This window comes from Mycolicibacterium frederiksbergense (assembly GCF_012223425.1).
Lineage (GTDB): Bacteria > Actinomycetota > Actinomycetes > Mycobacteriales > Mycobacteriaceae > Mycobacterium > Mycobacterium frederiksbergense.
The window spans coordinates 59,051-84,911 of the sequence record NZ_CP038797.1 but is presented as its reverse complement, the minus strand read 5'-3'; the positions used below and the strand labels follow the sequence as shown (position 1 = coordinate 84,911).

The following is a 25,861-nucleotide window of genomic DNA, read 5'->3' as shown; positions in this document are numbered from 1 at the left end:
CATGAGGATGGCCCTGGGAACCGTTCGGCGATCGAGGCGGCTGCAGCCCGTGCCGGATCTGGGCCCCTACGAGATCAACGTCGGGGCGCTGTCGACCGCGCACGCCGGGCAGATCATCGCCGTGCGCCGCGGCCGCAACACGCTCACCGGGCCACTGCTGTTTCCGCCGGCGAAGTCGATGACCAAACCGCTGCTGGTGCTCAGGCTCGGCGAGTTCTCCGTAGCGCTGCACCCGGCCGCCGCGGTGATGGTGGTGCCGGAAGGCTACAAGACCACCATCACCATCGCCCCTCGGGACAACGAGGCGCCAAACCGGTCAGCCAAAGGCTCATGACCAGCGGATACGGCACGTCCCCGCGAGACCCGGGAGGCCGGTGACGCGCCGATGAGCCGCCGCAAGAGGGCCCCGAACACTCCGCGGATCGGTACCGTCTTCGAACTGGTCGGAGACGACGTCGTTGATGAGTTCAAGGCCGTCTGCGCGGCCTACGGTTTGGCGCCGAAAGAGCTGGTGCACAAGCTCGTCACCGAAAACATGGCGGGCCTGCGTGAAGACCCATTCCGTGGATCGCTCGTCGAGCGCGGCATCGAGTACCTCCGCGAAGCGCGGCGACGCCGGGAACTGGCCAGCATCCACCGCTCATGGGAACAGCCACCCGCGGTGATCGAGGGCGCCGAGCACGACAGCGAGGGCCCTACCGGCGCCACAGGTAGACGCGGTCCTTCTTCAACGGGGCACCGTCGGGACCCTTGACGTACGGAGCGATCCACTTCGGGCGTCGATCCGCGTGGTTGGGGCCGCACGCCTGCTGACGCCAGTGCCCGCCAACCCACCAGCGGTGGTGATACTGGCGGTCAGTCGAGGAACCGTCGCCCTCTCGCGGCGGGCTCATCGGCCGGCGCAACTCGATGATGCTGACCTGATCAGGGTCAGCCTCCCCGTCCGCCGGACCCTCTTGGCGGCCCCGTGAAGGGGTCTCCAGCGCTCGGGTCGCGGCGACGGTCGGCTGCCCCATCAGCAGCCACGCCGCGCCCACGATGCTCACCAGAGGGGACGCGTCGGCCGCGCCGGCCACCTCGGCAGTACGGGGAATCAGCGGCTGCACCATCAGGGTCGGGTTGGTTGCCCACAGCGGTGAGGTCACCTGGTAGGGCGCCAGTAGCTCGGGGTTCTTTGCCAGCCGCGATAGCGGTTGCAGCTGGAGTACTCCATCTGGGCGCGACCACCACCACAGCCCGTCCCACGTCACCTCGGCCGGGTCATCGGCGCTCAATGCGTTCCACGGAACGTCGCCGGCGGGCTTGGCCCAACAGAGCACCCCGGTGGGGCACGGCGCGGCGATCGCAGGCGTCCACTCGGGCAGCGAATCGGCGGCGTCGAGGGCGACGTCCACCATGTCGCGGCTTACCCAGAACAGCTCGGCGCTGCGGATCGCCCCGGACTCGGCGCTCATCTGGGTCAGGGACTCGGCCAGCTTGGCCTGCATGCGTTGCAAGCGGCGAGAACCGCCGAGTGCGGGATCGGTGGGCTCCTCCAACGCCGACGATTGATGTGCGACAAGGGCATCGAGAGCGTCACACCACTGCCGTCGCATGTCGGGAACGGACGTGGGGGCCCACGGGAGGCCTTTGCGCTTCACCATGTCGTAGCCCTATGCACCGCGCCCGTCACGTCGTCGAGCGTATCGCGTGCGGGCAGTGGCAGGGACGTGCTATCAGTGCAGGTCCAGCCGTGCCGGGCTGGTGGGGCGCACGATGCCGGCGCGCCCCACCAGCGCGGGTCAGGCCGCCTCCTCCCCGCGCGGTGCCTCGCCGGCGTCAAGGATCTCCGCCTGGATCGTGGCGGTCACCTCGGCCAGCTCAGCTTCGGCGGCGACCAGTTCCGCCGGTGCGGACAGATCCGTCGCTTCAGCCGCGGCCCGCGATTGCGCCGCGCTGTGACGGGCATCGTCGGCCCGGGTGAGGGCCTGTCGGCGCTCAGCGGCCGCACCATCGAGCCAGGCGCGCACCAACTGATGAGTCCACTCGGCGACGTCCTGGGCGCCGCGGCGGCGCACCTTGGCGGGCAACACCTGCGTCCACAGCGGGTGGTAGCCGAAGCTGACCTTCAGGTGGTGATCGCCGCGCTCTGCGACGATCGCGACCAGCAGCGGCCCGCTGGAGTACCGGGCACGGTGGCCGTTGTCCGACGCCGCGTTCTCAGCGCAGCGCGCCAGATCCAGCGGCGGGAGCTGGGGGAGATAGTCGACGAGTTCGGCCAGGCGGTCGGCACGTTCCTGCAGTGCATCGGCGCGGCGGTCCGCCTCCGACGCTGCGTACAAGGCGGCGTTGACGTTCTGGCGTGCCGTCAGATGCGTGAGGCGCAGCTTGCGCACCCTCACCTGGAGCTGATGCTGGCGCAGCAGAAGCGAGTTGCCCGCGGCCGCGGCCTTCAGTTCCCCGAAACTCAACGTGCCATCGCCCAGGTCCTCGATTTCCCGCGCGTCGCTATCCGTGCGGTACAGCTGCTCGAAACCCCGGCTCTTGCGCTCGGCGAGCTGGAACATGTAGGCGTCAAACGATCCCGACACCGCATAGCAGTAGATGTCGATGTCGTCATGCAGATTGCCGGTGCGGATCCCGCGGCCGTTGCGCTGATCCCAGTCGCGGGCAGTCCAGGTGGGATCCACGTGGTGCAGGGCGATCATGCGGTTCTGAATGTTGGTGCCTACACCGACCTTCGGTGTGGAGCCCACCAGAACCGACACCCGGCCATCGCGGCATGCTGCAAACAGTGCCTCGCGGGCCTTGGAATTGGTCGCCTCGTGAATGAAGCGGATCCGGTCAGCCGGAACGCCCCGGGCGAGTAGTCCCTCGCGGATCCGGCCGTAGCTCTGGGCGTCGTCTGGGTGTGGGGTTCCCAAGTCGCACAGCACCAACTGGAACGCGCCGGGGCGCGCGGAATCGGCGTAGACCGCGTCGCGGCTGCGGTGATAGATCGCCGCGACGTTCTCAGCGACCACCTCCAGTTTGGGGGCGGTCTCGCAGAAGCCGACCAGGTTGGGATCCAGGGCTACCTTGCGTCCATCACCGCAGATCGCCAGCATGTTGTCGGTCTCCGGGCCAACGCGGCGCGCCCGCAGATCGTCGGCGCGGCGCACCAGTTCGCTCATGAACGTGCGGGTGTTGTCCGTCGGCTCAACGACGATGGTGTGCTGATGCGGGGTCGGCAACGGCAGGTCCGTCATCGAGCTGTGGACCATCGACATGAACGCTCCGATCATGGATCGGAGTTCAGGCACGTTCTGAATCACGGTCGGGCGGCGCTTGCTGCGGAACCCGGAGCCGTCGGGGCTGACCTCGATCAGCGTTTCGTAGCGGACGAACTGGGCAGCCCACGCATCGAAGTGTCCGAGACCGGCTTCGTCGAGCCGGTCAGGGTCACAGAAGCGGTGCCAGACAAAGGCTTCGGCCAATGTGTTGGTGTAAGGGGTGCCTGTGAACATGCTCGCGTAGGGGCGGGAACCCTTGTCGCGGCGCAGCATCGACAACTTCAGCAGCAGGTCGGTGGCGCGCTTGGAAGCGCCGAGGCTGAACCCCTCCGCGCGGGTCGTGACAGGGAGTCGGCGGAAGCGGTCGGCCTCGTCGACAGCCAAGTAGTCGATACCCAGCATGTCGAACGTGATCACGTCTGGATCGGTGGCGGTGTCGCGCAACTTCTCGATGCGACCTTCCAGTGAGCGCACCGCCGCGGCAATGCGCTTGCCGGTCGCGCCTTGGCTGCGTTGGTAGTCCTCCAGCTCGGCCAACTGGTCGTCGAGCCAATCCCTTTCGACCTGCGCGGGAACCGGCAAGGAAGAAAACGTCTCGTGGGTCATGATGACCAGGTCCCAATCGCCGGTGGCGCAGCGTGCGGCAAAGAGGCGCCGGCCGTAGCGGGTCAGGTCCTCGCGGGTGATCACCAGGATCTTGCCTGACGGGGCCGTTTGCAAGGCCTCCCTTTGAGCTTGCTCAATAAGATGGTTTGGGACCAAATACAGTGGCCTGTTTGCGATTCCGAATTGCCGCAACGTCATGCACAGCGCAATGGCGGTGCGGGTCTTCCCAAGGCCGACTTGGTGGGCGGCGAAGGCGACGGGCACCGACAATGCGCGGTCGACGAAGTCGCGCTGCCACCACCAGAGCTTGAGGTCATCGGCCAGCCCCGGGAACGTCAGGTAGGACCCGTCGTCGCGGCGCAGCACATGGGAGTTCATTGCGTGGTTGTAGCGGTCCAGGATGCGCTGCTCGCGCTGCGGTGACTCCCAAATCCACAGCGAGAAGCGCTGTTCGATGGCCGCAAGTGCCGCCAACGCCGCCTCGGTTTCGTCGGCGTTTCGGACCCGCCGGGAGCTGTGAGTGGCGGAGTCGTACACCTCGTCGTAGACGGTGGGCGAGGAGCTATTGAGTCCGGCCTGGAGCAGGTCGAAGGCGGTCTTGCGGGTCGTGGTGTAGGTGATCTTCGCGTCGGGGGAGATGGCGTGGGCATTGCCGTCGACCTCCCATGCCGCCAGCGGTGCGATGTGGTGGACCTTCACATAGCTCGCCCCGAACACCTCGCGGCAGAAGTCCTCGATGTCGCGGGGCGTCACCCACGGGGAACCGAGTTCGATCCGCACCTCGTCGCGGCCCAGCCACCGCGGCTGCACCTGCTGCAGTGCGGCGACGTTGCGCTCATAGGAGGCGTCGGTCGCGGCCGCGGCGAGCGCATCTTGGAGCTTGGTGCGCACGTTGCCGCACAGGTAGTCGCGGGCCGAGTGGACCCGTCCGGTCGTCGGATCGCGGTAGGCCAGATCGCCCAAAGCGGTGAACGCGTCCTCGGCAGTGGGCAGCCCCAGCAGCTCGGCGATGCGCGCCATGTCCAAGCCGCGCCCCTCGCCCAGGGTTGCGGCCATGGCCTCACCGGGGGTGTCGGCCCGCGTGATGGGCACCGGGCGCTGGTTCACGCGCCGCTGCAGGATCGGCGCCGGCGCGGCCTCGCCGGTGTCCTGATCGAACTTCTCGAGTGCGAAGACTTTCGCCGAATCGGGGTCGCCGCGGAATCCGCCCATCGTCGGGACACGCCAGCTCAGCTTGGGCAGGCCGGTGTCGGGGTCGACCTTGCCCTCAATCAGAGTGCCGCGGTTGAGGGGGCCGAAGCGCTCGACGTAGGCCAGGTACGCCTGCAGGCAGGCTGCGCGCAGGGGAGCCAGGGTGGCATCTGAGGTGTCCCAGTTCGCCTCCGCGGCAAGGAGTGCCACGGCCGCGTCGCGCAGCGCGACGAGGGAATACAGTTCCTTGCTCGCCCGGTTGACGGCCTGCAGATGGCCGTCCACCACGCGGACCATCTCGCCGTTGACGAGATGAAACGACCCCTCCTTGCGGCCCTCGGCGTCGGTCAGAGCGACGTCGGCGAACGCATGGATCGCGTCGCTTGCCGCCGGGTAGGGCAGTAGTAGCGGCTGGGCCGCGGTGAAGGCGTCGGCGACCGCGGTGTCGGGGTCATCGCAGTCCACGGTGAGCGGGTTCTGGTGATACCCGGTGACCCGCATGGTGCCCGCGACCAGTTGCGGGTGCGCCCCCCAGAACGCACTGATGCGAGCTTGGGCGCGGTGGCCCCGCTGATCGGTGCCGGTGAGGGTGTCGCAGGGCTGGCGGGCATCCCAGCCCTGGCGCGGCTCGTCGGTGTCGCGCACGCGTAGCACCAGCACGTCGGCGACCACAGCGGTGCCTTCGGCGGCGAAGTACCCCGAAGGCAGTCGGATTGCCGCCATGAGATCGGCGTGCGATCGCACCGAGTAGGACAGGCCGTTGGCGGAGTCCACGGTATGACGCGAGGTCGCCATCACCACGTAGCCGCCCGGACGGACCGCGCGCACCGCGCGGACGAGGAAGTACTCGTGCAGAGGACCGTAGAACGCGATCGCCGAGTCGTGGACGTTGGCCGAGGAGAACGGCACGTTGCCCACCGCGGCGTCAAAGCGGTTGGCGGGCATGGACACATCCTGTAGGCGGTCGGCGATGATCGTGGCTGCCGGATGCAGAGCCGCGGCGATGGCTGCGGTGGTCGGGTCGACCTCGACCCCGGTGTAGGTGATCGGAAGGTCAGCCGGGGCGTGGGTCAGAAACCGGGCGTTTCCGCAACCCAGATCCAGCACGTTGCCGCCACGGAAGCCGGCCTGGCGCAGCAGGTGGTAGATGTGCTCGATCAGCGCGGGAGGCGTGTAGACCGAGGTGTCGACCACGCGGGCTGCGGCATTCATCGCGGTGGGATCGAGGTCGTCGAGTTCGTCGGCCAGCGCCGCCCACGACTTGGCGGGTTGCGGATCGAACAACGGTGCTGCCGCGCCCCATCCGGGAAATCCTGCCAAAGCGGCGCGCTGGTCGGGCGTGGGAGAAGTCCCGGGCTTCAAGGTCTGGAGGGCGTGCACTGCCTGGACGGCGGATCGAGCGGCGGTAAGCGTTGCGGCCATAAGTCGCACCTTTCGGTTCGGTGACCAGCCCCTCAGGGCCAGCCGGTTCTCGTCGCCGGAGTCTCGTCCGGCATGCGATGTGCACTGTAGCGGGGGTGTCCGACAAGTGCCGTGCGCCCGTCCCGCTGTGCGTCCTGAGTCTAGTGCGTACGGGCCGGTCCAAAGGGACTGGCGCGCAGGTGAAGGCAAGATCGTCGGATCCAGTCGCGGGAGCAAAGCAAAAGCAGCCCGAACGCAACACGCCACTCATGCATACCGACACCAATACCTGAGGGGTGCTAGGGTGTGGGTCATGCGCCAAGACTGCATCGCCACACGCCTAGGGCGCGAGCAATGACGCCGGCCGCGCGGGAAGGCAACTTCGGAGGGTTCGCTGAAGGCCGCCGCGAAGAGCGCCGTCGCTATGTCGAGCGGCGTGCCGCCCGGACGGCCGCGCCAGCTGATCAACAAAGAACGCGCAAGCCCTGGACGGTCGACGAGGCGAAGATCGCCCTGGACCTCACGCTGTCAGTCCCAGATGCCGCACTCAGGGTTGGCCGCACCGCCAGCGCCGTGGAATCACTGCGGCTGCGGTGGCGACAGCGCCGACTGCCCGAGGTTCTGTCGATCCACATTCCCCCACCTCGCCAAGAGCAGCAGTGAAAGAGGACAAGACGATGACGCGTTACCTTCTGACCACCGCTGGGCGTACCTACCGCATCGACGCCGACGGCGAGACCAGCGACATCCTCCAGTGGTACATCGAGTCGCAAGGCACACCAGAACCGCTGATCGCCCTATCGCGACAACAAGTCCTGGCGCGCATCGGCCGCAGCGCCCTGCCAACGGATTTCCCGGCCCCCGACATGGTGATCGGCGATCCCAACAGGGAAACAGGCCACACCCGCGGCTGGCTGGAATCCTCCGTCGATGGCTGGGAAGCCGCACTGCTCAACAGCGACGCGCCCGCCGCGGAAACCGACACGAACAAGGCATCGCGAGAAATGATGGATGAAGCGGTCGCAGCCGAAACATCCTCTCGCTCAGACAAGCCCGCATGGACGCCGCGGTCGCGGCTGTGGGCCGATGTGCCGATGGCCGCCGATGACCGCGTCGTGATCATCAGCAGCCTCGGCGTCGTCGCCCCCTCGGGCAAGGTCATCACCGGTCAATCCATGCCCAGCGGCCAGGCCCTCGGCAATTTCCTGGCCACCCATTGGCCGCGAAGCCCCAAATTCCTGCCGCAACTCTGGCTCACCTACGAAGCGCTCGAATCCATCGGGTTCGCCGTCGACGACTCAGACGGTCCGATCACGTCATCATCAGCAGTCACCGGCGTCGTCGAGCAATACTTCGACTGCAAAGTGAGCAACGCCAAAGCGGGATGGTTCACCTGCAAGTTCGCCGGAGACCGCAAGGCGTATGTGGTGCTGATCCCGCTCATGCACACAGACCCCTCGTCCAAACGCCCCGGAGACATGGGAGTGGCCGGCTACGAGGACTCCGGGACCGAGCTGCCCGAAGATGAACTCGACGCGGTCAAGCTGCTCGCCGAACGCATTGCCTGGCTTGCCAATATCGCCGATGGCGTTGCGCCGTCATCGCGGTGGTCAACCCTGGGGGCATCACTGCTGGATGCCGTCCGGAAGCGGGGCCGCCAAGACACCAAGGCGATCGAAGCATGCCCCTATCCCGCCCAGGTGGCCGTCGAAACCGGAGGCGACATCGAGCCCGCCGTCGAACCGCAGTGGGATCGACGTCCCCACCGAGCCAAAGAGGACAAGATCGACGTTGAGGTCGACCAACGTGCGGCATACCTAGCTTCAGCGGGGCAGGTGGAACTCGGCTACGGAAAGCTCAAGGAACTCAGCAAGATTGACGTCGGAGTCTTCGGGGAACAGAAACCGCCCTTCGGTCTGTGGCGCCTGACCACCCCGCCGTGCAGCGACCTTGACGGACTGACCAAGAAGCTGCCCCGCCCACATGCCTCGATGCAGTGGGACGAACCCGCCACCTTCTGGGTCACCACCCGTGGAGTGCAGCAGCTCACCGCTCCCGTGGAGCTGGGCGGTGCTGGCCTGAGCATCCCCGAGTTGGTCATCGACGAAGCATGGGTGTGGTCACAACAAGGCCGACTCCTGCGAACCTGGGCAGACGCGCTGCGGGCCAAGCTGATTGAGGCCCGCGAGGCCGAACGTGAGGACTACCAGGACTTCGTCAAGGCGATCTACACCACCTACCTCGGCCGGATGGCCAGTGACCAGTGGCAGCCCAGCCAGAAGCAACACCAGCAGCCGGCGTGGTACGCAGCGATCCGCGCAGACACTCGCTGGCGGGCCATGCGCTATGCACGGATGATGGCCGACACCCACAATCTGTACCCGGTGCAGGCCGAGTTGGACGCCTGGATCTACCTGGTGGATCGAGACCAAGACCTGTCCATCTTCAACGAGGAACCCGCCGTCAACGGCAAGTACCGCGTCAAGTGGACCAGCGCTGAGGACGATGAACAGGGCGGAGGTGCCGCATGAAGAAGATGGGCAAGGGCTCGCCGCCCGGCCCGCCACCGGCCCCCGCGGGAGCTGCCGCAGATCCTTCACCGCCGGCCGCGGGGCCATCCCCCGCCCCGGCGGATACCGGCACACCCGCGTCCGCGCTGCCGCCCAGCGCCAGGGGATTTCGCGCGGTCTTCCGCGCCGCTGTCAATCGCAAGCTCCGCGAGATCACCGGCCAGAAGTGGCAGAGCGCCACCGATGCCCAGAAACGAGCAGAAGCGGCGCGCCGCGCCACGGCCGAGGTCGCACGACGCATCGAACGCCTGACAGGTAAACGACCCGCCGACAGCACCATCAGGCGTAACGCCAACAAGAACACCACCCCCCGAGGTGCCGACCAGCAGCAACTCAACCGCCAGGCCGCCATCGACCGTGCTGGCGGTATCAAGCAGTTCGCGACCAAGGCCGGTGTGAGCACCAAAAAGGTGAGTCAGTGGCGCGAAACCGGATCCGGAATCGCCCCAGGGCTCACCGATGAGGGAGGTGCGGTCTATATCGCCTTCGACGTCACCTGCGACATCTTCCATCCGGCGAGCATCCCGGGCAAAGGCGGCACCACTGAGTACGGCCGGCGCCTGGACAACCAGTCCCACCCCCTGTACGGGTCGGACATGGCGGTCAGCGAGCCAGATGCCAGCTCGCTGGTCGCAGCCCACGCCGACGAAGACGACGAAATGACGAAGGAAGTGATAGGTCGCCAGATCGAAATTCAAGTCACCTCGACCTGGTACGGACGCCAACCCAAGGCGGTCACCGTCACCACGGTGCATTCCCTTGAAATCCGCGACTAGCCCGTCGCGCCGGTACCGCGGGCACCGATCACTGCAACGATGTCAGTGCCCTCCGATAGAGTCAGCACCGCAACAGTTTCCAACCATCCGGCTAGGCCTGCGAGCCCAGCCAACGAACCCGAAAGGGACAGCAACACATGAGCACAACGCCACACACCACCGCGCCCCAGCCAAGCGATCAGTCCGCCAGCCAGGACACGTCTGCGGTTTCCCCCGAGGCGGCAGGCACCGTGTGGGTCGATTTCGGCGACGGCGGATCCGCACGTTGGGCCGGCTTGAGCCTGGACGTCATCGACACAATCTGCGCCCAGCTGGAAACGGTCAAACTCGCGGACACGATCACGTGATGGCCTCACACGGTCAGCCCCCACCCCAGTACAGTGACCGCACAGTGAGCCGCCCCCAGCGGCTCGTCCCACAGCCAGCCGGCCGGGTACGCGTACCCGGTCCCAACATGTCCGACGGGAAGCACTCCATGCAGCAGTTCACCGAAGACGAGGTCGCCGCCCGGGTCGGCCTGCCCGGGCCCATCATCGCCGAACTCATCCAGCCCGCCGTCCGCGCTGCGGGCAGCTCCCCAGACGCGCGACGGTTCGGCGAGGCCGACGTCATTCGCGCCCAGGTCGCCGCGCTCATGCTGGCCTACGGTGTGCGCTGGCACTGGGTGCACACGGCCATGCAGAACGCCCCTACCCACCCCGACGCTCTGCGCGCGGCACTGGACTTCTGGTCAGATGTCGTGCCCTCACCCCACAACCCCCGCAACTGGCCGCTGCCTGCCACCGCGCTAGCCAGCGCATTGATGGCACTGGCACTACTGGTGGGGATCCTGCTCGGCATGCAGGTCACCGCGGGAGCATCACTGTGACGCCTCAGGAGCGACACCCCTGCAGGGGACATGCCATCCGCCCTGCTCACCGCCTCGGCCGTCGGCACGCCCGCCGGCGGCAATCTCACCCACCCATACCCAAGGAGTCCTCAACATGACCGACAACCGCGTGTACTCGCCGGAACAGCCATGGTTCCCGCCGGCGACACCGGTCGAGTTCCCCGAGGAACGCCTCACCCCGGCATGGGCAGGCAAGGTCGCCAAATCGGCCAGCGGCGACATCGTCATCCGCTCGCACCTGGTGCCCCGACACCCCAAGGACAAGCGCTACATGGGTGCGTGGCGAACCTTCTGGAGGGCAATGGCATTCGCCGACCGCAAAGGTGTCTACGCCATGCTGGAACGCTGGCTCGCCGACGCCGAAGCCGAGCTAGCCAGCCCCACCCTCAGCGAGGAAGACGCGCCCTACGTCCGCCGATTCCGTGGGGACGTCGACGGAGCCCTGCAGCGCCTCAGCCGCGCCAACGAGGAACCCATGTCCTGGGCCGGTGCCGAGTTCTCCAAGTACGCCCCCGAAGAGCGCGTCATGCTCGAAGCGCTCATCGGCGCGATATCCCTGCACCGGGCCGGCGACCTGTCCGACGACGAGCTGTACGCCATCCTGGGAAGCCTCGACGTCGACCCCGCCGACCGTGACACCGGAATCACCGAGGCCTCACTGGACAAGATCCGCACTGCCGCCCGCACCGGTGAACCCTTGGAACTGCAGTCCACCTACCGAAGGTCATGACATGCTCCCGCCGCCACACGAACCGCCGGGCACGGGCGGCCGCGTCGCAGCACGGCCGGCCACGACATCTCCGCTCTTCACGCCCTCGACGATGGCGGGCGCAGACCTCGACGCCCTCACCGTCGGCCCCACCACCCTGGTGGACACCCTCGTCGACCGTGTAGCGAAAGCCAGGAATGGCGCACGACCCCATACGTTGCTGTTGGGCCCCAGCGTTATCAACGGGTAGCAACACGCTCGAATCTATGTATGTGACAAGGGGGTTGATGCGGGGCAAGTCATCGTTGTTGCCGGTTTATCGGCGGGTGTTCTTCAACGTGAAGGAACGGCAACGATGGCGTATCCGGTGGCTGTGTGTCCTGCGGGTGGGCAGCGGACGTGGACTGTGCTTGGCGAGGACTTCGCAACGGTCGGTCCGATCGAGGAGTGGATCGAAGCTCACCGGCACCTGTGGTCACCGAACACGGTGCGTGGTTATGCGACGTCGTTGGCGCAGTGGTGGAGCTTCCTGGAGCAACGCGGACAGACCGACGGTTGGCGTGATGTCGGTGTCCCCGCGTTCACGGCGTTCCTGTCCTGGCAGCGCAATGGCCGCACGGTTGAACATCGGCTGACCGGGTCTGGCCCGACGCCGACCGCTGCAACGTTGGAAGTCCGCCTGGCAGCGGTGATTTCGTTCTACCGTTGGCATCAGGCCGTGTCCGGGGTGGCGGTAGCGGGACGGCTCCTTCGTGGAGCACCGCGGCACCGACCGGCGCGAGGCTTGCTTGCGCATCTGGATGCGCGTTCGGCCCCGGTCGCGTCATCGCTGGTGCGCGTGCGCCGCGACCGCCGCCGCGACAGACCGCCCGTGCTCCTGCCCGAGCAGATTCAGGCGATCCTGGATGGCTGCGCGGTCTTCGACGCCGAGTCCGGATCGTGGCGAGGCAACCTGCGCGATCGGTTCGTGTTCGCCCTGTTGGCCGAGACCGGGATGCGTCTCGGGGAGGCGCTGGGTCTGCGGATCGGCGAGTTCGTGCTTGGCCGCGGCGGCACCGCGTATGTGCAGATCGTGCCCCGCTCGGATAATCCCAACGGGGCGCGGGTGAAGATGATGCGACCGCGACGGGTCTATGTCGGGGCCGACCTCGAGCGGCTGTTCGCCGACTATCTCACCGATATCGCCTGCCGGGCAACCGAAGGCGGCATTGCTCTTACGGACACGTCGCCGCTACTGGTGAATGTGTTCCGACCACCGTTGTTGGCCGCATTGCGAGAGACGACGGTCCGGGAGAAGGTGGCCACGCTGCGTCGGCGCTGCATCGGGCCACCCGGGTGGACGCCGCATTGGTTCCGCCACACCCATGCCACTGCACTGCTGCTGGCGGGGACGCCGGAGTGGGTGGTCTCCCGACGCCTCGGGCACGCCCACGTGCAGACCACCCTTGACCTCTACGGCTGGGTTCGCGATGACGAAGCCCTGCGAGCAGCAGCCAACTGGGCGTCCTATGCCAGCAGCTGGCGGGTGGCCGAGTGATCGACGAGCATGGCCACCTGCGCCTGCGTAGTGCCGAACACCTCGATCCGATCTGGCGACTCTTTGACGAGCTGCCAGCACAGTGGCGTGGCCCCGTGCTCGGGCCCGGTATCGAGAACTGGGCGTCGATTACCGAGAATGATTGGCCGCATTTGGATCTGAGCGAATTACCCGATCCGTTCGCCGCGGAGCTGGCGTGGATGGCGCACTGGCAGGCCGGTGATGGCACCCGTGTCTCGGTGTTGGCGATGGCGCAGTTGGCCAACATGATTCGGCGGGCAGTTACCGAGGGCCGTGATTTCCCCTCGTCGATCCGGGCGATGGATTACGACGCCGCCGCGGTGTTGCAGAGCTGGTTCTATCTCAGCAGGGGCAAGCGACTGCCCTCACCCCGAGGTCGGGGCCGGGTGCACGCTCTGTTCGGGTTCGCCCGGCACGCCCTGATCGCCGCCTGCCACGACGGCCCGTGGTGGCACCTGGACTTCTGGCACCCGCGCTGCGATCCGCGGATACCACTGACCGATCGTGAACCGGTCGCCAACTACGGCTGCGCACCCGGAGATATACAGCTTCCGTGGTTGCGGGCCGCGGTGAAGTGGCACCTGGGCACGATGCTCGAATCCGGGGCGCTGCGCTGGACCACGGTCAGCCAGGAACGCATGCGCAGCTTCCGCCGGTTCGACAACTGGCTGACCGCCAGCTTCGACGACCCGACTGGCATCCTGGGCGACCCAACGAGCGCGGTCGAACAGGCGGCGGCGTTCGCGCGGTGGACCGCCGTGGCAGCCAACCGCGTCACCCGCCAATCCGACACACGCCACCTCGGAAGAACAGTGCCGATCCGGGGAATCAACGACGACCTGCGAGCGGTGGCCGGCCTCTTGGACTTCATTGCCGCCAATCCCGGGGAGGCTCGCAGCGTTCTCGGTGCCGAGCCCTGGCAACGAGTGAGCGCAGCACACGCCTCCAGCTGGTTCGGCCGGGTCACCCGGATACCGCATCAACGCGGTTTCAACGATGCGAACTACATCGATGATCACGCACTCGCGCAGATCACTGCGGCGCTGCCGCTGATCGGGTTGCCGCGCACCGAGCAGATGACCATCACCCGCGGCGACGGCACCACCCTCACCGCCAACGGACTTGACGACCCGCAAGCGATGCGGATGATCCTGCTGCAGATCCTCACCGGCCGGCGGGCCAGCGAGATCCGCACCTGCGACTTCGACTGCCTTTCGGCTGCGCCCGCCACTACCGCAGCGGCCGAGGGCGATGGCCAAATGCTGACCAGGTTCCGCTACGCGCAGAGCAAGATCGATGTCGCACCCGACATCATCCTCGTCGACCGCGAGGTCACCGAAGTCATTGCCGAACAACACCGTTGGCTCCAAATCCAGCATCCAGAAGGCAGCAGGCGGTATCTGTTCGCGCGGCGTCTGGGCAACCGCCGCGGTGACAAACCCTATCCGGCAGGTACCTACAACTGGGTGCTGCGCAGCCTCAGCGACCTCGTTCAGATCACCGACGCCAAGGGCCACGCCGTGCGGTTAAGCCACACTCACCGCTTCCGCCACACCCGGCTGACCCGACTGGCCGAACTCGGTCTGCCGATTCACGTCCTACAGCGCTATGCAGGGCACGCCACCCCCACCATGACGATGCACTACATCGCCGCCCGCGACGAACACGCCGAGCAGGCATTCCTGGCCACGGCCAAGCTGCGATCCGACGGCACCCGCATCCAACTCTCCAGCGACGACCACGACAGTCTGCACCTGTTCCGCCGCGCAGACCGGTTCCTGCCCAACGGGTGGTGCATGCTGCCACCGCTGCAATCCTGCGACAAAGGCAACGCCTGCCTGACCTGCTCAGTTTTCGTCACCGACCACACCCACCACGACGTACTGCAACGTCAACTCCGCGAGACCACCGACCTGATCGACCGGGCCACAACGGAATTCGAACAGCGACACGGCCATCCCATGCCCGAGGACAACGTCTGGCTGATCCGCCGCCGAGCTGAACACCACGCGCTTACCCGACTCCTGGCCGCCCTCGACGATGCGCCCGGCTCCGCAGCCCACGGCGCGACAACCCAGTGTCATCGAGCCAGCGCTGGACCAGTCCCGCTGACTCTCGATCTCACCGCCCACCGCAGGAGCACCCCATGACCGACTCCCGAGAACGCCGCATCACCGCACTCACCCAAGCAGCGAAAGCCAAGTCTCAGAACAAGACCCGAGACGCTGAGCAGGCCATCCGCCGACTGGTCAAACGTGGCGACCCGATCACTTTCCAGGCCGTGCAACGCGAAGCGGCCGTCTCTCACGCCTTCCTCTACAACCATCCCGAACTGCGCAAACGAATCGAACATCTGCGCGGCACCCGCCCCAAGGCCCCCGCCGACCAATCCGTGGACACCGACAGCACGCTCGTCATCACGCTGACCCGCCAGATCGCCGAACTCAAGAAACAGCACCACCAGCAACTCAAAGCACTCCGCGACGCACTCGAACGAGCACACGGAGAGAACCTCGACCTACGGCGCGAACTGGCCCGCCGCGGCATCCAGCCCTCGCCTAACGTCGTATCGATCGCAACAACGTCCTGAACAGGCATAACACGGTCATTCTGCGTTCGAACCTTCGATAACACCCGGGGTGGGGAAGACACACACCCTGCACGTGGCGCTGCACCGCGCCCTGAGCGCCGACGACACCGCCAATCACATTCTCCCATCGTCATCCCGAGAACTCAGTCGCCATCGGCACCTACACCGATCTGCTCCACGAAGCCGCACGCGCGATCGACCCGCACGTGCACCACGAAGCCGCCACCCTGCGCCAGCACCGCGACGACGCAGGGATGGAAGGCCTGCTCGCGCGGGCAGCCGGCGGGCGGGCAATGCTCTTGGTCGTGGAAAGACTCGATCGGGTGTTCCGCGCGATCGGCGTGGCGGGCCAAGGCAGCTTGCGACAGTGGGCGGAAAGCCCCTCTGGTGTCACGGTCTTCGCGTCCTCGCCCACCCTGTTTGAGGGGGTCTCATCCCGCACCAAGCCGTGGTACGGGTCGTTCATGGTCGAGCGGGTGCACGAGATGTCTACCGAGGACATCGTCACCCTGGTCGGGCGGGCCGCCCGCCCGCGAGGAGTTGACGGGCTGCACCCAGTTGTGACATCCGGCCCCGGCCGGGCAGCAGTCGCCGAGATTCACCGCCGGGTTGGTGGATGCCCGCGCACGTGGCTATTCCTCGCGGAAGTCTTGGATGCGCGCACGCTGTTCGAGGTCGACGCCGCGGTGCGCCTGGTGTTGGACTTCTGGACTCCCTACTACCAGCCGCGGCTATGGAAGGTGCCGGCCGGCGAGGGGCGACTACTCACCGAGATTGCGCGCTCCCCACATGGACGAACGGTCCGCGAACTCGCTGAGAACCTGGGCATCTCCAGCCAATCCGCCTCGACGGGACTGCGGCGACTTGCCGCCAGCCGGTGGGTGTCGTCCTCGAAGGATATGGCCGGAGATCGGCGCCTGACCGTGTACGACGTTGCCGATCCGCTGGTGCGAGAATTCATCCAGTTCAGGGATCGCAGCGCCCTTTCGTGACCACCGGAGTCCGCGCCGCACGTCGGCATTCGATCCGCGCAAGGCTCGGCGTGGTCATGATGAATGGCGGCGCAGCGGCCGTGTCGGTGGTCGTCGGTAGTGTAAAGCGCAGCAGCGCAACCAATGTGGTGTGCGCACTACCGGAAGGATGCGACATGGAATTGCGCGACGATCATGATGAGTGCCTCGAAGGGCCGCACGGTTGCGGTGGCGACACATTCCCCCGTGCCGCCCTCTCGGGCAGCGGCGAGCGCTACAGCCGGTGCGACGTGCACCACGCGGCATACGTTGAGCGGCTGACTCCGGTGATGGCCGACATTCGTTCCCGTTACCCGGAAATGGCCCCGCCTGACTTCGACCCCATGGCAGCCGGGGAACGATGGAATGAGGATGACCCCTGGCCGTAAACACGCCCTGAACCCAGGGGCATCGCATCATCGGCGTCGGTGCCAGACTGCGGCAAGCGAACTGAACGTGTCGGTGGCCACCGATATACTGAGCACAACGCAGGAAACAGTGTCGGAAGACACCCAGACACCACCATCCGGCTACGCCCGAGGGCGAGGCCACCTAACCCCAAGGGGGCACCATGACGGTCAACACCATCACCGCGCAGGCACGGTTCGTCGGCAGCGCAGTGGGCGTGGTGCGCGACGGAGAATGCGTTGTCGAATGGCAGGGCGAGGCGAACCTGTACCACCTCGACCCGCCGCTGCGCGGCTTCACCGTCGTCGTGGCATCCACCCTGGCGTCTGCGCCCCGCGTCGCCGCGGCTGGGGGCATCGAGCGTGGAGTCGAAACCTTCCTGCTGGGAGTCGTGGGCGAGGACCTACAACTGGACTCCGACGAGCTGCCCGGTAGTGGCTGGGGGAACACCCTGGCCGACGCCTTCGCCGAGGCGGGCTACACACTGGTCTGAACCCGGCACGTCCAACGTGTCGGTGCCCCTCGCTAGAGTGGGCCAGGTACGCCGGATGCACTGTCCGGCACAACGAAACGGCTACCCCCGAGGGGGCGGTCACCCAACCGAGAGGTGCAACCCAATGGCTGACATGAATACCACTGTGACCGTGCTCGACGCCTGCGGCATGGCGAAGGTGCCGGCTCTGCTGCTAAGCCGTCCAGGTTCAGGCAAGTCGAGTTTGATTCGGGGACTGGCTGCGGCACAGGCGGTTCCGTGTGAGACGGTTCTGGGCTCGCAGTACGAGCCCGCTGAGATTGGCGGACTTCCCTACCTGTCGCCCGACGGTGCAGGCGTTCAGCGCGAAGCGCCAGCTTGGGCCAAGCGGCTCGTCGCGGCTGGTGCCGGTTTCGTGTTCCTCGACGAGCTGACCACCGTGCCCGACAGCGTCCAAGGGCCGATGCTGACCGTGGTCCTCGACCGTGTCGTCGGCGACCTCCAGCTGCCCGAGGCGGTGCGGATCGTGGCAGGCGCGAACCCACCTGACTCGGCCGCTGGCGGCTACGACCTCACCCCGCCGATGGCGAATCGGTTCTGCCACATCAACTACGAACCTACCGTGGAGGACTGGCTGCACGGAATGGCGACGCGGTGGAAGTCTCTACCCGCCTCGCGGGCCGTGGTGGCCAGTACCGAACGGTCCACCGCAACGGTCGCGGCGGTCTCCGGGTTCATTCATCACCGCCCGGATCTGTGGGACAAGTTTCCCCAGACGCCCGAGGAAAGCGGACGCGCGTACCCCTCGGGTCGCAGCTGGACGATGCTCGGGCAAGTCCTGGCCCACGTGCGCGCTGACGACGTGGCGGCTATTCAGGCACTCGCGGTGGGGCTTGTCGGTGAAGGTGCGGGTATGGAGTTCGTGCAGTGGCTCCAGCATGCCGATCTGCCCGACCCCGATGCCGTCACCGCCGACCCGTCCATCGTCGACTGGGCGAATGAGCGGCAGGATCGCGTGTGGGCGGTCCTCAATGGGGTGGTGACGCTGGCAGCCGAGCGCGGGACTATCGAAGCGTTCCGCAAGGCTTGGAAGCCGCTAGGTGCCGCGTCGGACGCGGGTAGAACCGACTTTGCCGCCGCGGCCGCGCGGACACTGGCGACCTTCCGGCCACCCAACGCCAAGATCCCGGCGGAGATGCGCAAGTTCGAGCCGTTGCTCAAGCGAGCCGGGCTGCTGAGTGAGGATGCCGCATGAGCGCCATGACCACACAGGGAGGCGTGCGAACGCTCACTGCCGAGGAACTCGAAGCGTTCCGGGTGGTGCGGCTGGTGGCCTTTCAGTTGATGCCTTACTACGCCGCCGGGCTGTTCAGCTTGCAGCCGGTGGCCGCGCCCGGCTTGGGCACGTGGGCGGTGGACCGCTGGTGGAGAATTTATGTCGAGCCTGCCTTGTTGATCGGCGAGGACGCGTGGACGATCAGAGAGGCCAGCGGTGTGCTCTGCCACGAACTCAACCACCTACTGCGACTCCACGCCGAACGGGCAACTGCTCTGCCGCAACCGTATTCGCACTATCGCTGGAATTGTGCAGCGGACGCCGAGATCAACGACGACCTGCTCGATGCGGGTGTCGAGTTGCCCGCGGGCGTGGTGACCCCGAAGGCCATCGGATGCGACGAGCACGGCGTCGCGGAGGACTACTACGCCCATCTGGCCGACGACGACCAGGCCGACGGCGACACCAGTGGAGGCGACCCGAGCGGGACAGAGGCCGACGACGACGAGCCGGGCTGTGGGTCAGGAGCGGGCCTGGCCCCTGTTCCTGGGGAACTGGCACCGGCCGAGGCTGTGGACGGGCAGGCCGGCGTCGACGACGCCACCGCCGGAGTGATCCGCCGACAGATCGCCGAAGCAGTCCGTGAGGCAGCGGGGTCCGGTCGGGGCACCGTGCCGGCCGGTCTGCAACGGTGGGCGCAGGGCGTGCTCACCCCGCCCAAGATCCCGTGGAATCGGAAGCTGCGGGCCGTCACCCGCCGCGGTTGCGTCGAGGCCGCAGGCCGTGTCCAGTTCACCTACACCCGCCCGTCTCGGCGGCAGAGTCCCGGACTGATCCTGCCGTCCATGCGCGGTCCCAAGGTGCGGGTGGCGGTCGTGTTCGACACGTCGGCGTCCATGACGCGGGAGGATCTGCTGGCCGGGATGTCCGAGATTCGGGGCGTGCTCAAGTCCGCTGGCATCAGTGGCGATCGCCTCACGTTGTTGACCTGTGACGCGGCCACCGGCACCCCGCAACGGATCCGCCGGGTCGAAGACATCGTGCTCACCGGTGGCGGCGGCACCGACATGTGCGTCGGGATCGCGGCCGCGGACACGCTGCGCCCGCCGCCGCACGTGACGATCGTCATCAGCGACGGCGATACGCCGTGGCCCGCCCGCGCGCCGCGCGCGAAGCTGGTCTGCGTCATCGTCGGCAACGACCAGGCAGCCAGCCGCACACCGCAATTCGCGCTGACCGCCACCGTCCCCAGCGGAGCAGGAGCCGAGTAATCGAGCCGATGTTGTCGGTGGGCCGCGCTACAGTGTGTAGGTAGCTCGGCCCCCAGGGCCGCCCCCAAACGGCCAGGCTCGCGAGCCCGGTCACCGAGCACCGATAGGCGGTACCACCCACCATGGCTGAGAACGTCGACAACACCAGCGCACTGCACACCTACGCCCAACGAGTCCTGGCCGGCACCGGGCTCACCGAAACGGACGCCTACGCGGCGGACCCCAGCCAGGACGAAGGCTCGGCAGTGCACGCACTGCAACACGGCTGGGATCTCGCACGCCGCGCGGCGAAAGTAGTGCAGCTGTGACCGTCGAGTTCTACGACCTGGCCCAGCGGCTGCACGCCGCCAAGACCGGACGCCCCGTGCTGCGCGTGGCCCAAGCGCTGTTCACCCTGGCACCGACCGCGGTGTTCGTCGAGGCCCACACCGACGCCTCCGGTGCCCCCACCGTGCGGCTGTCAGCCCTTGGTCATCCGCCGCTGACCGCACCCGGGGCTGCGGTGCTGCGCGCCTTGGCGGCACGCGGAGTGCAGATGGACCCCGCCGCCGAGCCCGCGCAACTGGTCATTGCAGACGGCACCGCCCTAGGAGCGCTGGCTTCGGTGGCCCGCGCGCACCACAACGACGGCGACCCCGCGGTGCGGTCAGCCTCGGCCACGATCGGATGGTGGATTGACCGCGCCGGATACCCGGGCACCAACGCTGTCATCAACCTGCTCACCCACAGTCGACAGAGATTCATCACCGGCGCGCCACCGGAAGCCGAGCGCCACGCCGCGCACTGGCAGTCCGCGCTCACCACCCCCACCGGGTCCACGGGCCTGCGTCAGTGGGCACAGCGGGTCGCACACGGCGCGTTCCTCGACGCGCTGGCACCAGTGCACGAAGACGACGCCTACAGCTACCAGCAGGCGTGCAAGCGTTTCGACAAGGGCTACAGCTGGACCGCCCCGGAGCCGCCACCGATCGCCGCGATGGGACTTCGCCTGCGCTGCGACACCGCCGACCTGTGGGAGGCCGCGCTGCTTTCTGATCGGCTCTGGCGACACCGCGCCGTGCACACCGGACACGTCACCGGCGGGGAGGTCGTGGAGACGACCAAGGCCAGCTTCACCGTGCGTTGCCGCCGCCTGGACGCCCGGCTGCGCGGCGGATCGGCAATCCTCGGATGGTCGGGTGGGCTGGACTCCTATGACCAAGTGACCCACTTTCAGGGCGACGTGCTGGAGGCCTCCGCACACCACGGTGCCCTGCTGCTCAAAGTGGTTCGGGTGCCCGCCGAGCACCGCCCGTCCGCCGGCGGGTGGGTGTCGCTGATGCCCGCCCCGCCCAACCCCCGCACGGTCAGCATGGGCCGTCACAAGTACCGCAAGTTGCAGTTCCGAGCCGATTCGTGGATCGCCTCAGGAAAAACCCCCGGTCTACGTCGCCGCGACGTGCCCCTCGACGTGCTTTGCGCCGCAGCAGAAACGGAGTAACACCATGCGAATCCTTAAACCCCGCAACAGCAATAGCCAGGCTCCTACCCCTAAGGCCGTAGTGCCGACCGCGCCGGAACCCGCCCCCAAGCCCACGGTGAAGAGCTGGCCTGGCATGGAACTGCTCAACGATCCGGTCAGTGCTCAGGTGCTCATGTCCGTGTGGAGTGGAGACCTCGCGGTCCGCGTCCCCTCCCCACCGGGGTCCGGGAAGACGCGCCTGACCGTGCTGCTCGCCAGCGCCCTCTCAGGCCGCGCGGAACTGCGGGTCGGCATCGTCGCGCAAACCCGCGCGCAAGCCGTCGACATCGCAGGGCGGCTCGCCGCAGTGTGCGACCGCCCGAAGATTGGATTGCTCTGGGGGAGAACTGATGTCAAGCCGGACGCACAGGGCTGCCCGGTCCTGGAATCCGGTGCCAGAATGTGGCCCAACAGCGGCGGGGCAGTCCGCGTCGCCACCAAGGCGCGGTGGTTGTTCTCCGAGCCCTCCAAAACCATGGCCGACGTCTTGATCGTCGACGAGGCCTACCAGTGCACCTACGCAGACCTCGGCGCGCTGGGCTCGATGGCTGCACAAGTGGTATGCGTCGGTGACCCCGGACAGATCGACCCCGTGGTCACCGGGGACGTGGCGCGGTGGGCAGACTCTCCCACCGGCCCGCACGTGCCCGCCCCGAACGCTCTTGCTGCCGCGCACCCCGATGTGGTCAATACCGTTGCCCTGCCCTACACCTGGCGTCTTGGGCCAGAGACCACCGCCGTCGTGCAGTCAGCGTTCTACCCTGACCTACCGTTCACCTCACGGCGGCCCCCGAACACATCGCCGTCGACGGACATCCCTGCCGGAACTGACCCACCGCGCCATCACGGTCGCCAACGGAAGCACCGACGCCGCCCTGATCGCGGCCGCGGTCACGCGCGTGCGCGAGCTGCTCGGCCACGCCCAGGTAAGCACGGCGGCCGGCACCCGACCGATCACCGAGGGCGACATCGCCGTCGTGGTCCCGCACGTGCCTCAGGCCGCGGCGGTGCGAGCGCTCATGGCCGACCACCCCGAACTGCTGTGCGGAACCGCAGACGCCCTCCAGGGGCTCGAACGCCCGGCTGTGGTCGCCGTGCACCCGATGGCCGGCAAGCGCGTGGCTGACGAGTTCTCCCTCGCCACCGGCAGGTTGTGCGTGATGCTCTCGCGCCACCGCAGCCACCTGTCGCTGATCGTCGATGACCAGACCGAGACGGTGCTGCAACAGGCCGACTCAGAAGCCGCGCACGCCGCGCAGGCCGTCTTGCAAACACTGCTGGCCACTGCCGAGTACTGACCGCCAGGGGAAGAATCTCAGACGGGTGGCGACGGAATGATGGCTATGCACCGGTACTTCCCCCGCGAGAGGAGGAGGCCCGCACCCGTGCAGACGATTAGATCCACGCTTTCGGGCTGGGGAATTCACGCCCCCCGCAGAATCGGATTTGTCAGAGCCCGCGATACACTGAACGCAGCGACTCACACGATGAGCGCACCCCAGATCGGCCAGGCCCGCGGGCCCGGTCACCAAGCCCAGAAGGGTGATACCAGTGATGTATTCCGTTGATGGCGACCACTTCCCCCTGGAACTGCTCAACGATGATGAAGCCAACGACCTGCTGCGCACCCTGCAGGCGCGCGCTGACACCGAGCCCGAGACGCCGGCGCTGGCCCGGCAGATCGCCGACGTGAGCGACTGGCTGGGCTACCTCGCCGACGAAGCATCCGAGGACCGGGCCGCTGACGCGGCGGCCGAGCACGCCGCCGGCATCTACGCCGACCACCTTGCTGGGATCGCGTGATGACCACCGCGAAGGCGAGCGACACCGACACCGACCGTGACAGCGAGGACATCTGCTCGGATCCGTTCGAGGAGGGCTGCACCGACTCCCTCGACGACGGAGAGGGATGGAACGGGGCCTGCGGCAACTGTGCAGATCGGCAGTACGCCGCGGAGCAAGAGGACGAGGAGCAGCCATGAGCGAAAGCCGTGACAACTGGGCACAGGTCCAGAACCTCAATTACCTACTGGTAGAACGCGACCGCGCACCCGAAGAGTTGAACACCGCGCCCCCAGAGGACGACGACCCGTGGGCCAAGAAGGTCACCCAGCCATGGGCGCTGTTCCTCGGCGAGGAAGAGGACGGACTGATCATCGAAGGCGACCTCGACGCCATCGCCGATCGCATCGACGACATTCAGCGCTACGTCCACCACGTGCGGGAGCAACGACGATGAGCGCACCCGAGCACGTGCTGCCCGAGACGCTAGCCGCCCGCCCGCACGACCGACGCCGCGGCATCCCCATCCCCTACGTCAATGAGAAGGACGACCACACGGCCGATTTCGCGGCCATCCAATCGGCCAGAGTGCTCACCTGCGCACGTGAGCGCCTGTGTGGATCCTGCGGGCAACCACTCGGATGGTGGCTGGCGTTCCTGGGCGGACCCCGCACAGCATCCGAGCGCGCCTATCTAGACCCCCCGATGCACCCCGACTGCGCCCTTGCGAGCCTGACCCTGTGCCCGCACATCGCGCGCCGGGAGCATCGCCGCGCACCCGAGCACCGCATCAGCGCCGACACCATCACCCCTGAGCTGATGACCGAAGCCAAACCCGACCGCTGGGTGATGGGCATCTGCCGCGACTACGAAGCCAGGATCATCGCGCCCCGAACCCCGCAATCGCACGTGCTGTTCCTTGCCAAGCCGTTCAAACGGATCCGGAGCTGGAGCTATACCCCCGACGGCCGGCTCACCGAAGACCCACCACAACGCCCATGACCAGGCCAGATAGCACGTCCCCCGCATCTGTGAGGTCCGGAGGGCGCGTCGCCTACACCCCGGGAACACACCAAGGAGGAACACATGCGCGCAGTCAAGATCGGCGCCGACGGATGGGTCGCAGGCATCGACCTCGATCCCCGCGGCCACCGAGCCAGCCACCCCGCCACCCTGGTCCTCTGGCACAACCTGGACCTCTGGTACAGCGACCAGTCCGCCACCTCTGCGGCCGAACCCAACATGGCCGCAATGGGTCTGGCGCTGGCAGTCTCCGATCGCGCCCCGCACGACCTGCCGCTCATCTGCGGGAACGCCATCGTGGTCGCCACCGACCCCGAGACGGCGACACCGGCCAGCATGAGCACACAGCAGTGCCACGCCGTGAGCTACGCCCTGCTGACCTCGCTGGCAGCCTGATCAACACCAGAGCATGCGGCAGTCGAGCGATCGCCACGTGGCGACCAGCGAGTGAGGTGAGAAACCGCAGCTCACCCGGTCGAGGGAAATGCTTGCTCTCACACAACCGGGGCGATGAACCCGAGGCGCTGACCACCACCCGAGGTGGGCAGCCGACATCCGGCCAGGCCGTGCGGCCCGGTCACCAACCCGACAAAGGAGATGCGGCGTGCCACTCGATGACCGCTTCTACACCACCGTTCAAGACCCCCAGGGCGACGATCTCGCCTACGCGACGTCGCTGGCCGACTTCCAGCTGGCCGACCGGGTAGCGCTGCGGCCTGGCACAACCTGGCACAACGCGGGGGAGCGCACCGGCATGGTCGTGGGTGTGCCCGGCGGCTACGTCCGAATCGTCCTCGACGGATCCGGCAAAAAGGTGCGACTGCGCTGCAAGGATCTCGCCGTCACGGCATGCCCGAATCGGTGCCGCGAAGTCACGCAGGCCATCATCTCGTCCAAGGACTTCCAGTGAACGGCGGCGTCCTGGTCGTCGTCGCCTGCGCCGCGGCCAAGCGCGAGCACCCGGCACCGGCGGCAGAACTGTACTGCAGCAACCACTTTACGTTCATGCTGTCCGCCGCACGCAGCGAAGCGGCTGACACCACCAGAGTGTGCGGTAAGCCCGCCGGCGTCGCTATCGTCTCGGCTCTGCACGGGCTGGTGGACCTCGACACTGTCATCGCTCCCTACGACCTGAAGATGGGACAGCCCGGAGCTTGCGGTCCGGACCTGCTGGCCGCCCAGCTGTGTGCCCGCCGTCCCGACGAGATCATCGCGATGCTCCCGGCGGCCTATCTCAAGGTGCTCTCGGTCGGCGTTCAGATCGTCAACGAGGCAGGCATTGCTGACATTGTCCTGATGGACGCTTTCGAGGCCGCACCTGGCATCGGATATCAGCGCGGCGTGGCGGCATCGCTGCTCCGCAACGCCGGCAGCATCGGAACGGCTGCGCTGGCCAGCATTGAAGTAGACAGCGCCGATGGCTGAGGAGATGTGGTATGTCGGTGCAGCGCAGTACAATTAGGCCGTGCCCCCGACACGGGCGCGCTCACCGGCTCGGCCTGCTGGCCCAGTCACCACACCCCCGAAGGGATGCCATGACCTCACTAGACCCCCAGACCGCGAGTCAGTCAGCGACT

29 protein-coding genes and 1 pseudogene are annotated in these 25,861 nt (G+C 67.2%); 28 read left to right on the top strand and 2 right to left on the bottom strand.

Features of this window, described 5'->3' with window-relative positions:
* The first annotated feature begins 7 nt into the window (after positions 1 to 7).
* Both EXE63_RS00505 and EXE63_RS00500 read left to right on the top strand, forming a co-directional pair.
* Positions 8 to 334 carry a hypothetical protein gene (locus EXE63_RS00505; RefSeq protein ID WP_168140351.1) on the top strand — a complete coding sequence of 109 codons (327 nt, stop codon included), beginning with the start codon at positions 8 to 10 and terminating at the stop codon, positions 332 to 334.
* A 51-nt stretch (positions 335 to 385) separates the two neighbouring features.
* On the top strand, positions 386 to 754 hold the full coding sequence (locus EXE63_RS00500) for a hypothetical protein (RefSeq protein ID WP_168140350.1): 369 nt from the start codon (positions 386 to 388) through the stop codon (positions 752 to 754).
* On the opposite strand, the gene EXE63_RS00495 is transcribed toward EXE63_RS00500, so the two are convergent.
* Complete coding sequence (locus EXE63_RS00495) at positions 696 to 1,643, bottom strand: hypothetical protein (protein WP_168140349.1); 948 nt, start codon at positions 1,641 to 1,643, stop codon at positions 696 to 698. The two genes, EXE63_RS00500 and EXE63_RS00495, sit on opposite strands and share 59 nt — an antisense overlap.
* A gap of 138 nt (positions 1,644 to 1,781) precedes the next feature.
* Complete coding sequence (locus EXE63_RS00490) at positions 1,782 to 6,470, bottom strand: DUF8437 domain-containing protein (protein ID WP_168140348.1); 4,689 nt, start codon at positions 6,468 to 6,470, stop codon at positions 1,782 to 1,784.
* Between the two features lie 333 nt (positions 6,471 to 6,803).
* Here EXE63_RS00490 and EXE63_RS00485 point away from each other — a divergent pair, with 333 nt between their 5' ends.
* The 26 genes and pseudogenes from EXE63_RS00485 to EXE63_RS00365 all read left to right on the top strand — a co-directional run bounded on the left by EXE63_RS00485 (position 6,804) and on the right by EXE63_RS00365 (position 25,709).
* A complete protein-coding gene (locus EXE63_RS00485) occupies positions 6,804 to 7,112 on the top strand; it encodes a hypothetical protein (RefSeq protein WP_168140347.1) in 309 nt (102 codons plus the stop codon).
* A 14-nt stretch (positions 7,113 to 7,126) separates the two neighbouring features.
* Entirely contained in the window at positions 7,127 to 8,980 is a 1,854-nt protein-coding gene (locus EXE63_RS00480; protein WP_168140346.1) for a hypothetical protein, read from the top strand.
* A complete protein-coding gene (locus tag EXE63_RS00475; RefSeq protein WP_168140345.1) occupies positions 8,977 to 9,795 on the top strand; it encodes a hypothetical protein in 819 nt (272 codons plus the stop codon). The genes EXE63_RS00480 and EXE63_RS00475 overlap by 4 nt, the downstream gene beginning before the upstream one ends.
* Before the next feature lie 137 nt (positions 9,796 to 9,932).
* A complete protein-coding gene (locus tag EXE63_RS00470; RefSeq protein WP_168140344.1) occupies positions 9,933 to 10,142 on the top strand; it encodes a hypothetical protein in 210 nt (69 codons plus the stop codon).
* Between the two features lie 107 nt (positions 10,143 to 10,249).
* On the top strand, positions 10,250 to 10,663 hold the full coding sequence (locus tag EXE63_RS00465; protein WP_168140343.1) for a hypothetical protein: 414 nt from the start codon (positions 10,250 to 10,252) through the stop codon (positions 10,661 to 10,663).
* Between the two features lie 115 nt (positions 10,664 to 10,778).
* A complete protein-coding gene (locus tag EXE63_RS00460; RefSeq protein ID WP_168140342.1) occupies positions 10,779 to 11,414 on the top strand; it encodes a hypothetical protein in 636 nt (211 codons plus the stop codon).
* 1 nt (position 11,415) lies between these two features.
* Positions 11,416 to 11,643: a hypothetical protein gene (locus EXE63_RS00455; protein ID WP_168140341.1), complete on the top strand. Its 228-nt coding sequence runs from the start codon at positions 11,416 to 11,418 to the stop codon at positions 11,641 to 11,643.
* A 105-nt stretch (positions 11,644 to 11,748) separates the two neighbouring features.
* Complete coding sequence (locus tag EXE63_RS00450; RefSeq protein WP_168140271.1) at positions 11,749 to 12,930, top strand: tyrosine-type recombinase/integrase; 1,182 nt, start codon at positions 11,749 to 11,751, stop codon at positions 12,928 to 12,930.
* Positions 12,927 to 15,101 (top strand): tyrosine-type recombinase/integrase, encoded by a 2,175-nt coding sequence (locus EXE63_RS00445; RefSeq protein WP_168140340.1) that lies wholly within the window; start codon positions 12,927 to 12,929, stop codon positions 15,099 to 15,101. Before EXE63_RS00450 ends, EXE63_RS00445 begins: the two co-directional genes overlap by 4 nt.
* Positions 15,098 to 15,541: a DUF6262 family protein gene (locus tag EXE63_RS00440; RefSeq protein ID WP_168140339.1), complete on the top strand. Its 444-nt coding sequence runs from the start codon at positions 15,098 to 15,100 to the stop codon at positions 15,539 to 15,541. The genes EXE63_RS00445 and EXE63_RS00440 overlap by 4 nt, the downstream gene beginning before the upstream one ends.
* Positions 15,542 to 15,747: 206 nt before the next feature.
* Positions 15,748 to 16,533 (top strand): MarR family transcriptional regulator, encoded by a 786-nt coding sequence (locus EXE63_RS00435; protein ID WP_168140338.1) that lies wholly within the window; start codon positions 15,748 to 15,750, stop codon positions 16,531 to 16,533.
* Positions 16,530 to 16,940, top strand: a complete 411-nt coding sequence (locus EXE63_RS32635) for a hypothetical protein (protein WP_234904097.1) — start codon at positions 16,530 to 16,532, stop codon at positions 16,938 to 16,940. Before EXE63_RS00435 ends, EXE63_RS32635 begins: the two co-directional genes overlap by 4 nt.
* Positions 16,941 to 17,122: 182 nt before the next feature.
* Positions 17,123 to 17,452: a hypothetical protein gene (locus tag EXE63_RS00425; RefSeq protein WP_168140337.1), complete on the top strand. Its 330-nt coding sequence runs from the start codon at positions 17,123 to 17,125 to the stop codon at positions 17,450 to 17,452.
* Positions 17,453 to 17,576: 124 nt separating this feature from the next.
* Positions 17,577 to 18,686, top strand: a complete 1,110-nt coding sequence (locus EXE63_RS00420) for an AAA family ATPase (protein ID WP_168140336.1) — start codon at positions 17,577 to 17,579, stop codon at positions 18,684 to 18,686.
* A 5-nt stretch (positions 18,687 to 18,691) separates the two neighbouring features.
* Positions 18,692 to 19,978, top strand: coding sequence for a vWA domain-containing protein (locus EXE63_RS00415; RefSeq protein WP_366515266.1), 1,287 nt, complete (start codon positions 18,692 to 18,694; stop codon positions 19,976 to 19,978).
* 122 nt (positions 19,979 to 20,100) lie between these two features.
* The gene (locus tag EXE63_RS00410) at positions 20,101 to 20,286 is read left to right on the top strand and encodes a hypothetical protein (RefSeq protein ID WP_168140334.1); all 186 of its coding nucleotides are present in this window, start codon (positions 20,101 to 20,103) and stop codon (positions 20,284 to 20,286) included.
* Positions 20,283 to 21,458 carry a hypothetical protein gene (locus EXE63_RS00405; RefSeq protein WP_168140333.1) on the top strand — a complete coding sequence of 392 codons (1,176 nt, stop codon included), beginning with the start codon at positions 20,283 to 20,285 and terminating at the stop codon, positions 21,456 to 21,458. Before EXE63_RS00410 ends, EXE63_RS00405 begins: the two co-directional genes overlap by 4 nt.
* A 4-nt stretch (positions 21,459 to 21,462) precedes the next feature.
* Positions 21,463 to 22,035, top strand: a pseudogene (locus EXE63_RS32630) (AAA family ATPase); the annotation flags it as partial.
* A 343-nt stretch (positions 22,036 to 22,378) separates the two neighbouring features.
* Positions 22,379 to 22,777 (top strand): hypothetical protein, encoded by a 399-nt coding sequence (locus EXE63_RS32625; protein ID WP_234904130.1) that lies wholly within the window; start codon positions 22,379 to 22,381, stop codon positions 22,775 to 22,777.
* A gap of 256 nt (positions 22,778 to 23,033) precedes the next feature.
* Entirely contained in the window at positions 23,034 to 23,282 is a 249-nt protein-coding gene (locus EXE63_RS00395; RefSeq protein ID WP_168140332.1) for a hypothetical protein, read from the top strand.
* The gene (locus EXE63_RS00390; protein ID WP_168140331.1) at positions 23,282 to 23,461 is read left to right on the top strand and encodes a hypothetical protein; all 180 of its coding nucleotides are present in this window, start codon (positions 23,282 to 23,284) and stop codon (positions 23,459 to 23,461) included. The genes EXE63_RS00395 and EXE63_RS00390 overlap by 1 nt, the downstream gene beginning before the upstream one ends.
* Complete coding sequence (locus tag EXE63_RS00385) at positions 23,458 to 23,718, top strand: hypothetical protein (RefSeq protein ID WP_168140330.1); 261 nt, start codon at positions 23,458 to 23,460, stop codon at positions 23,716 to 23,718. Before EXE63_RS00390 ends, EXE63_RS00385 begins: the two co-directional genes overlap by 4 nt.
* Positions 23,715 to 24,263 carry a hypothetical protein gene (locus EXE63_RS00380; RefSeq protein ID WP_168140329.1) on the top strand — a complete coding sequence of 183 codons (549 nt, stop codon included), beginning with the start codon at positions 23,715 to 23,717 and terminating at the stop codon, positions 24,261 to 24,263. Before EXE63_RS00385 ends, EXE63_RS00380 begins: the two co-directional genes overlap by 4 nt.
* An 84-nt stretch (positions 24,264 to 24,347) precedes the next feature.
* On the top strand, positions 24,348 to 24,680 hold the full coding sequence (locus tag EXE63_RS00375; RefSeq protein WP_168140328.1) for a hypothetical protein: 333 nt from the start codon (positions 24,348 to 24,350) through the stop codon (positions 24,678 to 24,680).
* Positions 24,681 to 24,888: 208 nt separating this feature from the next.
* On the top strand, positions 24,889 to 25,194 hold the full coding sequence (locus tag EXE63_RS00370; protein ID WP_168140327.1) for a hypothetical protein: 306 nt from the start codon (positions 24,889 to 24,891) through the stop codon (positions 25,192 to 25,194).
* Positions 25,191 to 25,709 carry a DUF6884 domain-containing protein gene (locus EXE63_RS00365; protein ID WP_168140326.1) on the top strand — a complete coding sequence of 173 codons (519 nt, stop codon included), beginning with the start codon at positions 25,191 to 25,193 and terminating at the stop codon, positions 25,707 to 25,709. Before EXE63_RS00370 ends, EXE63_RS00365 begins: the two co-directional genes overlap by 4 nt.
* Positions 25,710 to 25,861 lie beyond the last annotated feature (152 nt).

Bases quoted from the DNA above. Each gene is read 5' to 3' on its own strand.
- EXE63_RS00425 (WP_168140337.1), top strand. From the start codon at position 17,123: ATGACGGTCAACACCATCACCGCGCAGGCACGGTTCGTCGGCAGCGCA.
- EXE63_RS00390 (WP_168140331.1), top strand. From the start codon at position 23,282: ATGACCACCGCGAAGGCGAGCGACACCGACACCGACCGTGACAGCGAG.
- EXE63_RS00455 (WP_168140341.1), top strand. From the start codon at position 11,416: ATGCTCCCGCCGCCACACGAACCGCCGGGCACGGGCGGCCGCGTCGCA.
- EXE63_RS00495 (WP_168140349.1), bottom strand. From the start codon at position 1,643: ATGGTGAAGCGCAAAGGCCTCCCGTGGGCCCCCACGTCCGTTCCCGAC.
- EXE63_RS00395 (WP_168140332.1), top strand. From the start codon at position 23,034: ATGTATTCCGTTGATGGCGACCACTTCCCCCTGGAACTGCTCAACGAT.
- EXE63_RS00420 (WP_168140336.1), top strand. From the start codon at position 17,577: ATGGCTGACATGAATACCACTGTGACCGTGCTCGACGCCTGCGGCATG.
- EXE63_RS00500 (WP_168140350.1), top strand. From the start codon at position 386: ATGAGCCGCCGCAAGAGGGCCCCGAACACTCCGCGGATCGGTACCGTC.
- EXE63_RS00380 (WP_168140329.1), top strand. From the start codon at position 23,715: ATGAGCGCACCCGAGCACGTGCTGCCCGAGACGCTAGCCGCCCGCCCG.
- EXE63_RS00440 (WP_168140339.1), top strand. From the start codon at position 15,098: ATGACCGACTCCCGAGAACGCCGCATCACCGCACTCACCCAAGCAGCG.
- EXE63_RS00385 (WP_168140330.1), top strand. From the start codon at position 23,458: ATGAGCGAAAGCCGTGACAACTGGGCACAGGTCCAGAACCTCAATTAC.
- EXE63_RS00460 (WP_168140342.1), top strand. From the start codon at position 10,779: ATGACCGACAACCGCGTGTACTCGCCGGAACAGCCATGGTTCCCGCCG.
- EXE63_RS00410 (WP_168140334.1), top strand. From the start codon at position 20,101: ATGGCTGAGAACGTCGACAACACCAGCGCACTGCACACCTACGCCCAA.
- EXE63_RS00480 (WP_168140346.1), top strand. From the start codon at position 7,127: ATGACGCGTTACCTTCTGACCACCGCTGGGCGTACCTACCGCATCGAC.
- EXE63_RS00465 (WP_168140343.1), top strand. From the start codon at position 10,250: ATGTCCGACGGGAAGCACTCCATGCAGCAGTTCACCGAAGACGAGGTC.
- EXE63_RS00375 (WP_168140328.1), top strand. From the start codon at position 24,348: ATGCGCGCAGTCAAGATCGGCGCCGACGGATGGGTCGCAGGCATCGAC.
- EXE63_RS00470 (WP_168140344.1), top strand. From the start codon at position 9,933: ATGAGCACAACGCCACACACCACCGCGCCCCAGCCAAGCGATCAGTCC.
- EXE63_RS00475 (WP_168140345.1), top strand. From the start codon at position 8,977: ATGAAGAAGATGGGCAAGGGCTCGCCGCCCGGCCCGCCACCGGCCCCC.
- EXE63_RS00450 (WP_168140271.1), top strand. From the start codon at position 11,749: ATGGCGTATCCGGTGGCTGTGTGTCCTGCGGGTGGGCAGCGGACGTGG.
- EXE63_RS00485 (WP_168140347.1), top strand. From the start codon at position 6,804: ATGACGCCGGCCGCGCGGGAAGGCAACTTCGGAGGGTTCGCTGAAGGC.
- EXE63_RS00505 (WP_168140351.1), top strand. From the start codon at position 8: ATGGCCCTGGGAACCGTTCGGCGATCGAGGCGGCTGCAGCCCGTGCCG.
- EXE63_RS00490 (WP_168140348.1), bottom strand. From the start codon at position 6,470: ATGGCCGCAACGCTTACCGCCGCTCGATCCGCCGTCCAGGCAGTGCAC.
- EXE63_RS00415 (WP_366515266.1), top strand. From the start codon at position 18,692: ATGACCACACAGGGAGGCGTGCGAACGCTCACTGCCGAGGAACTCGAA.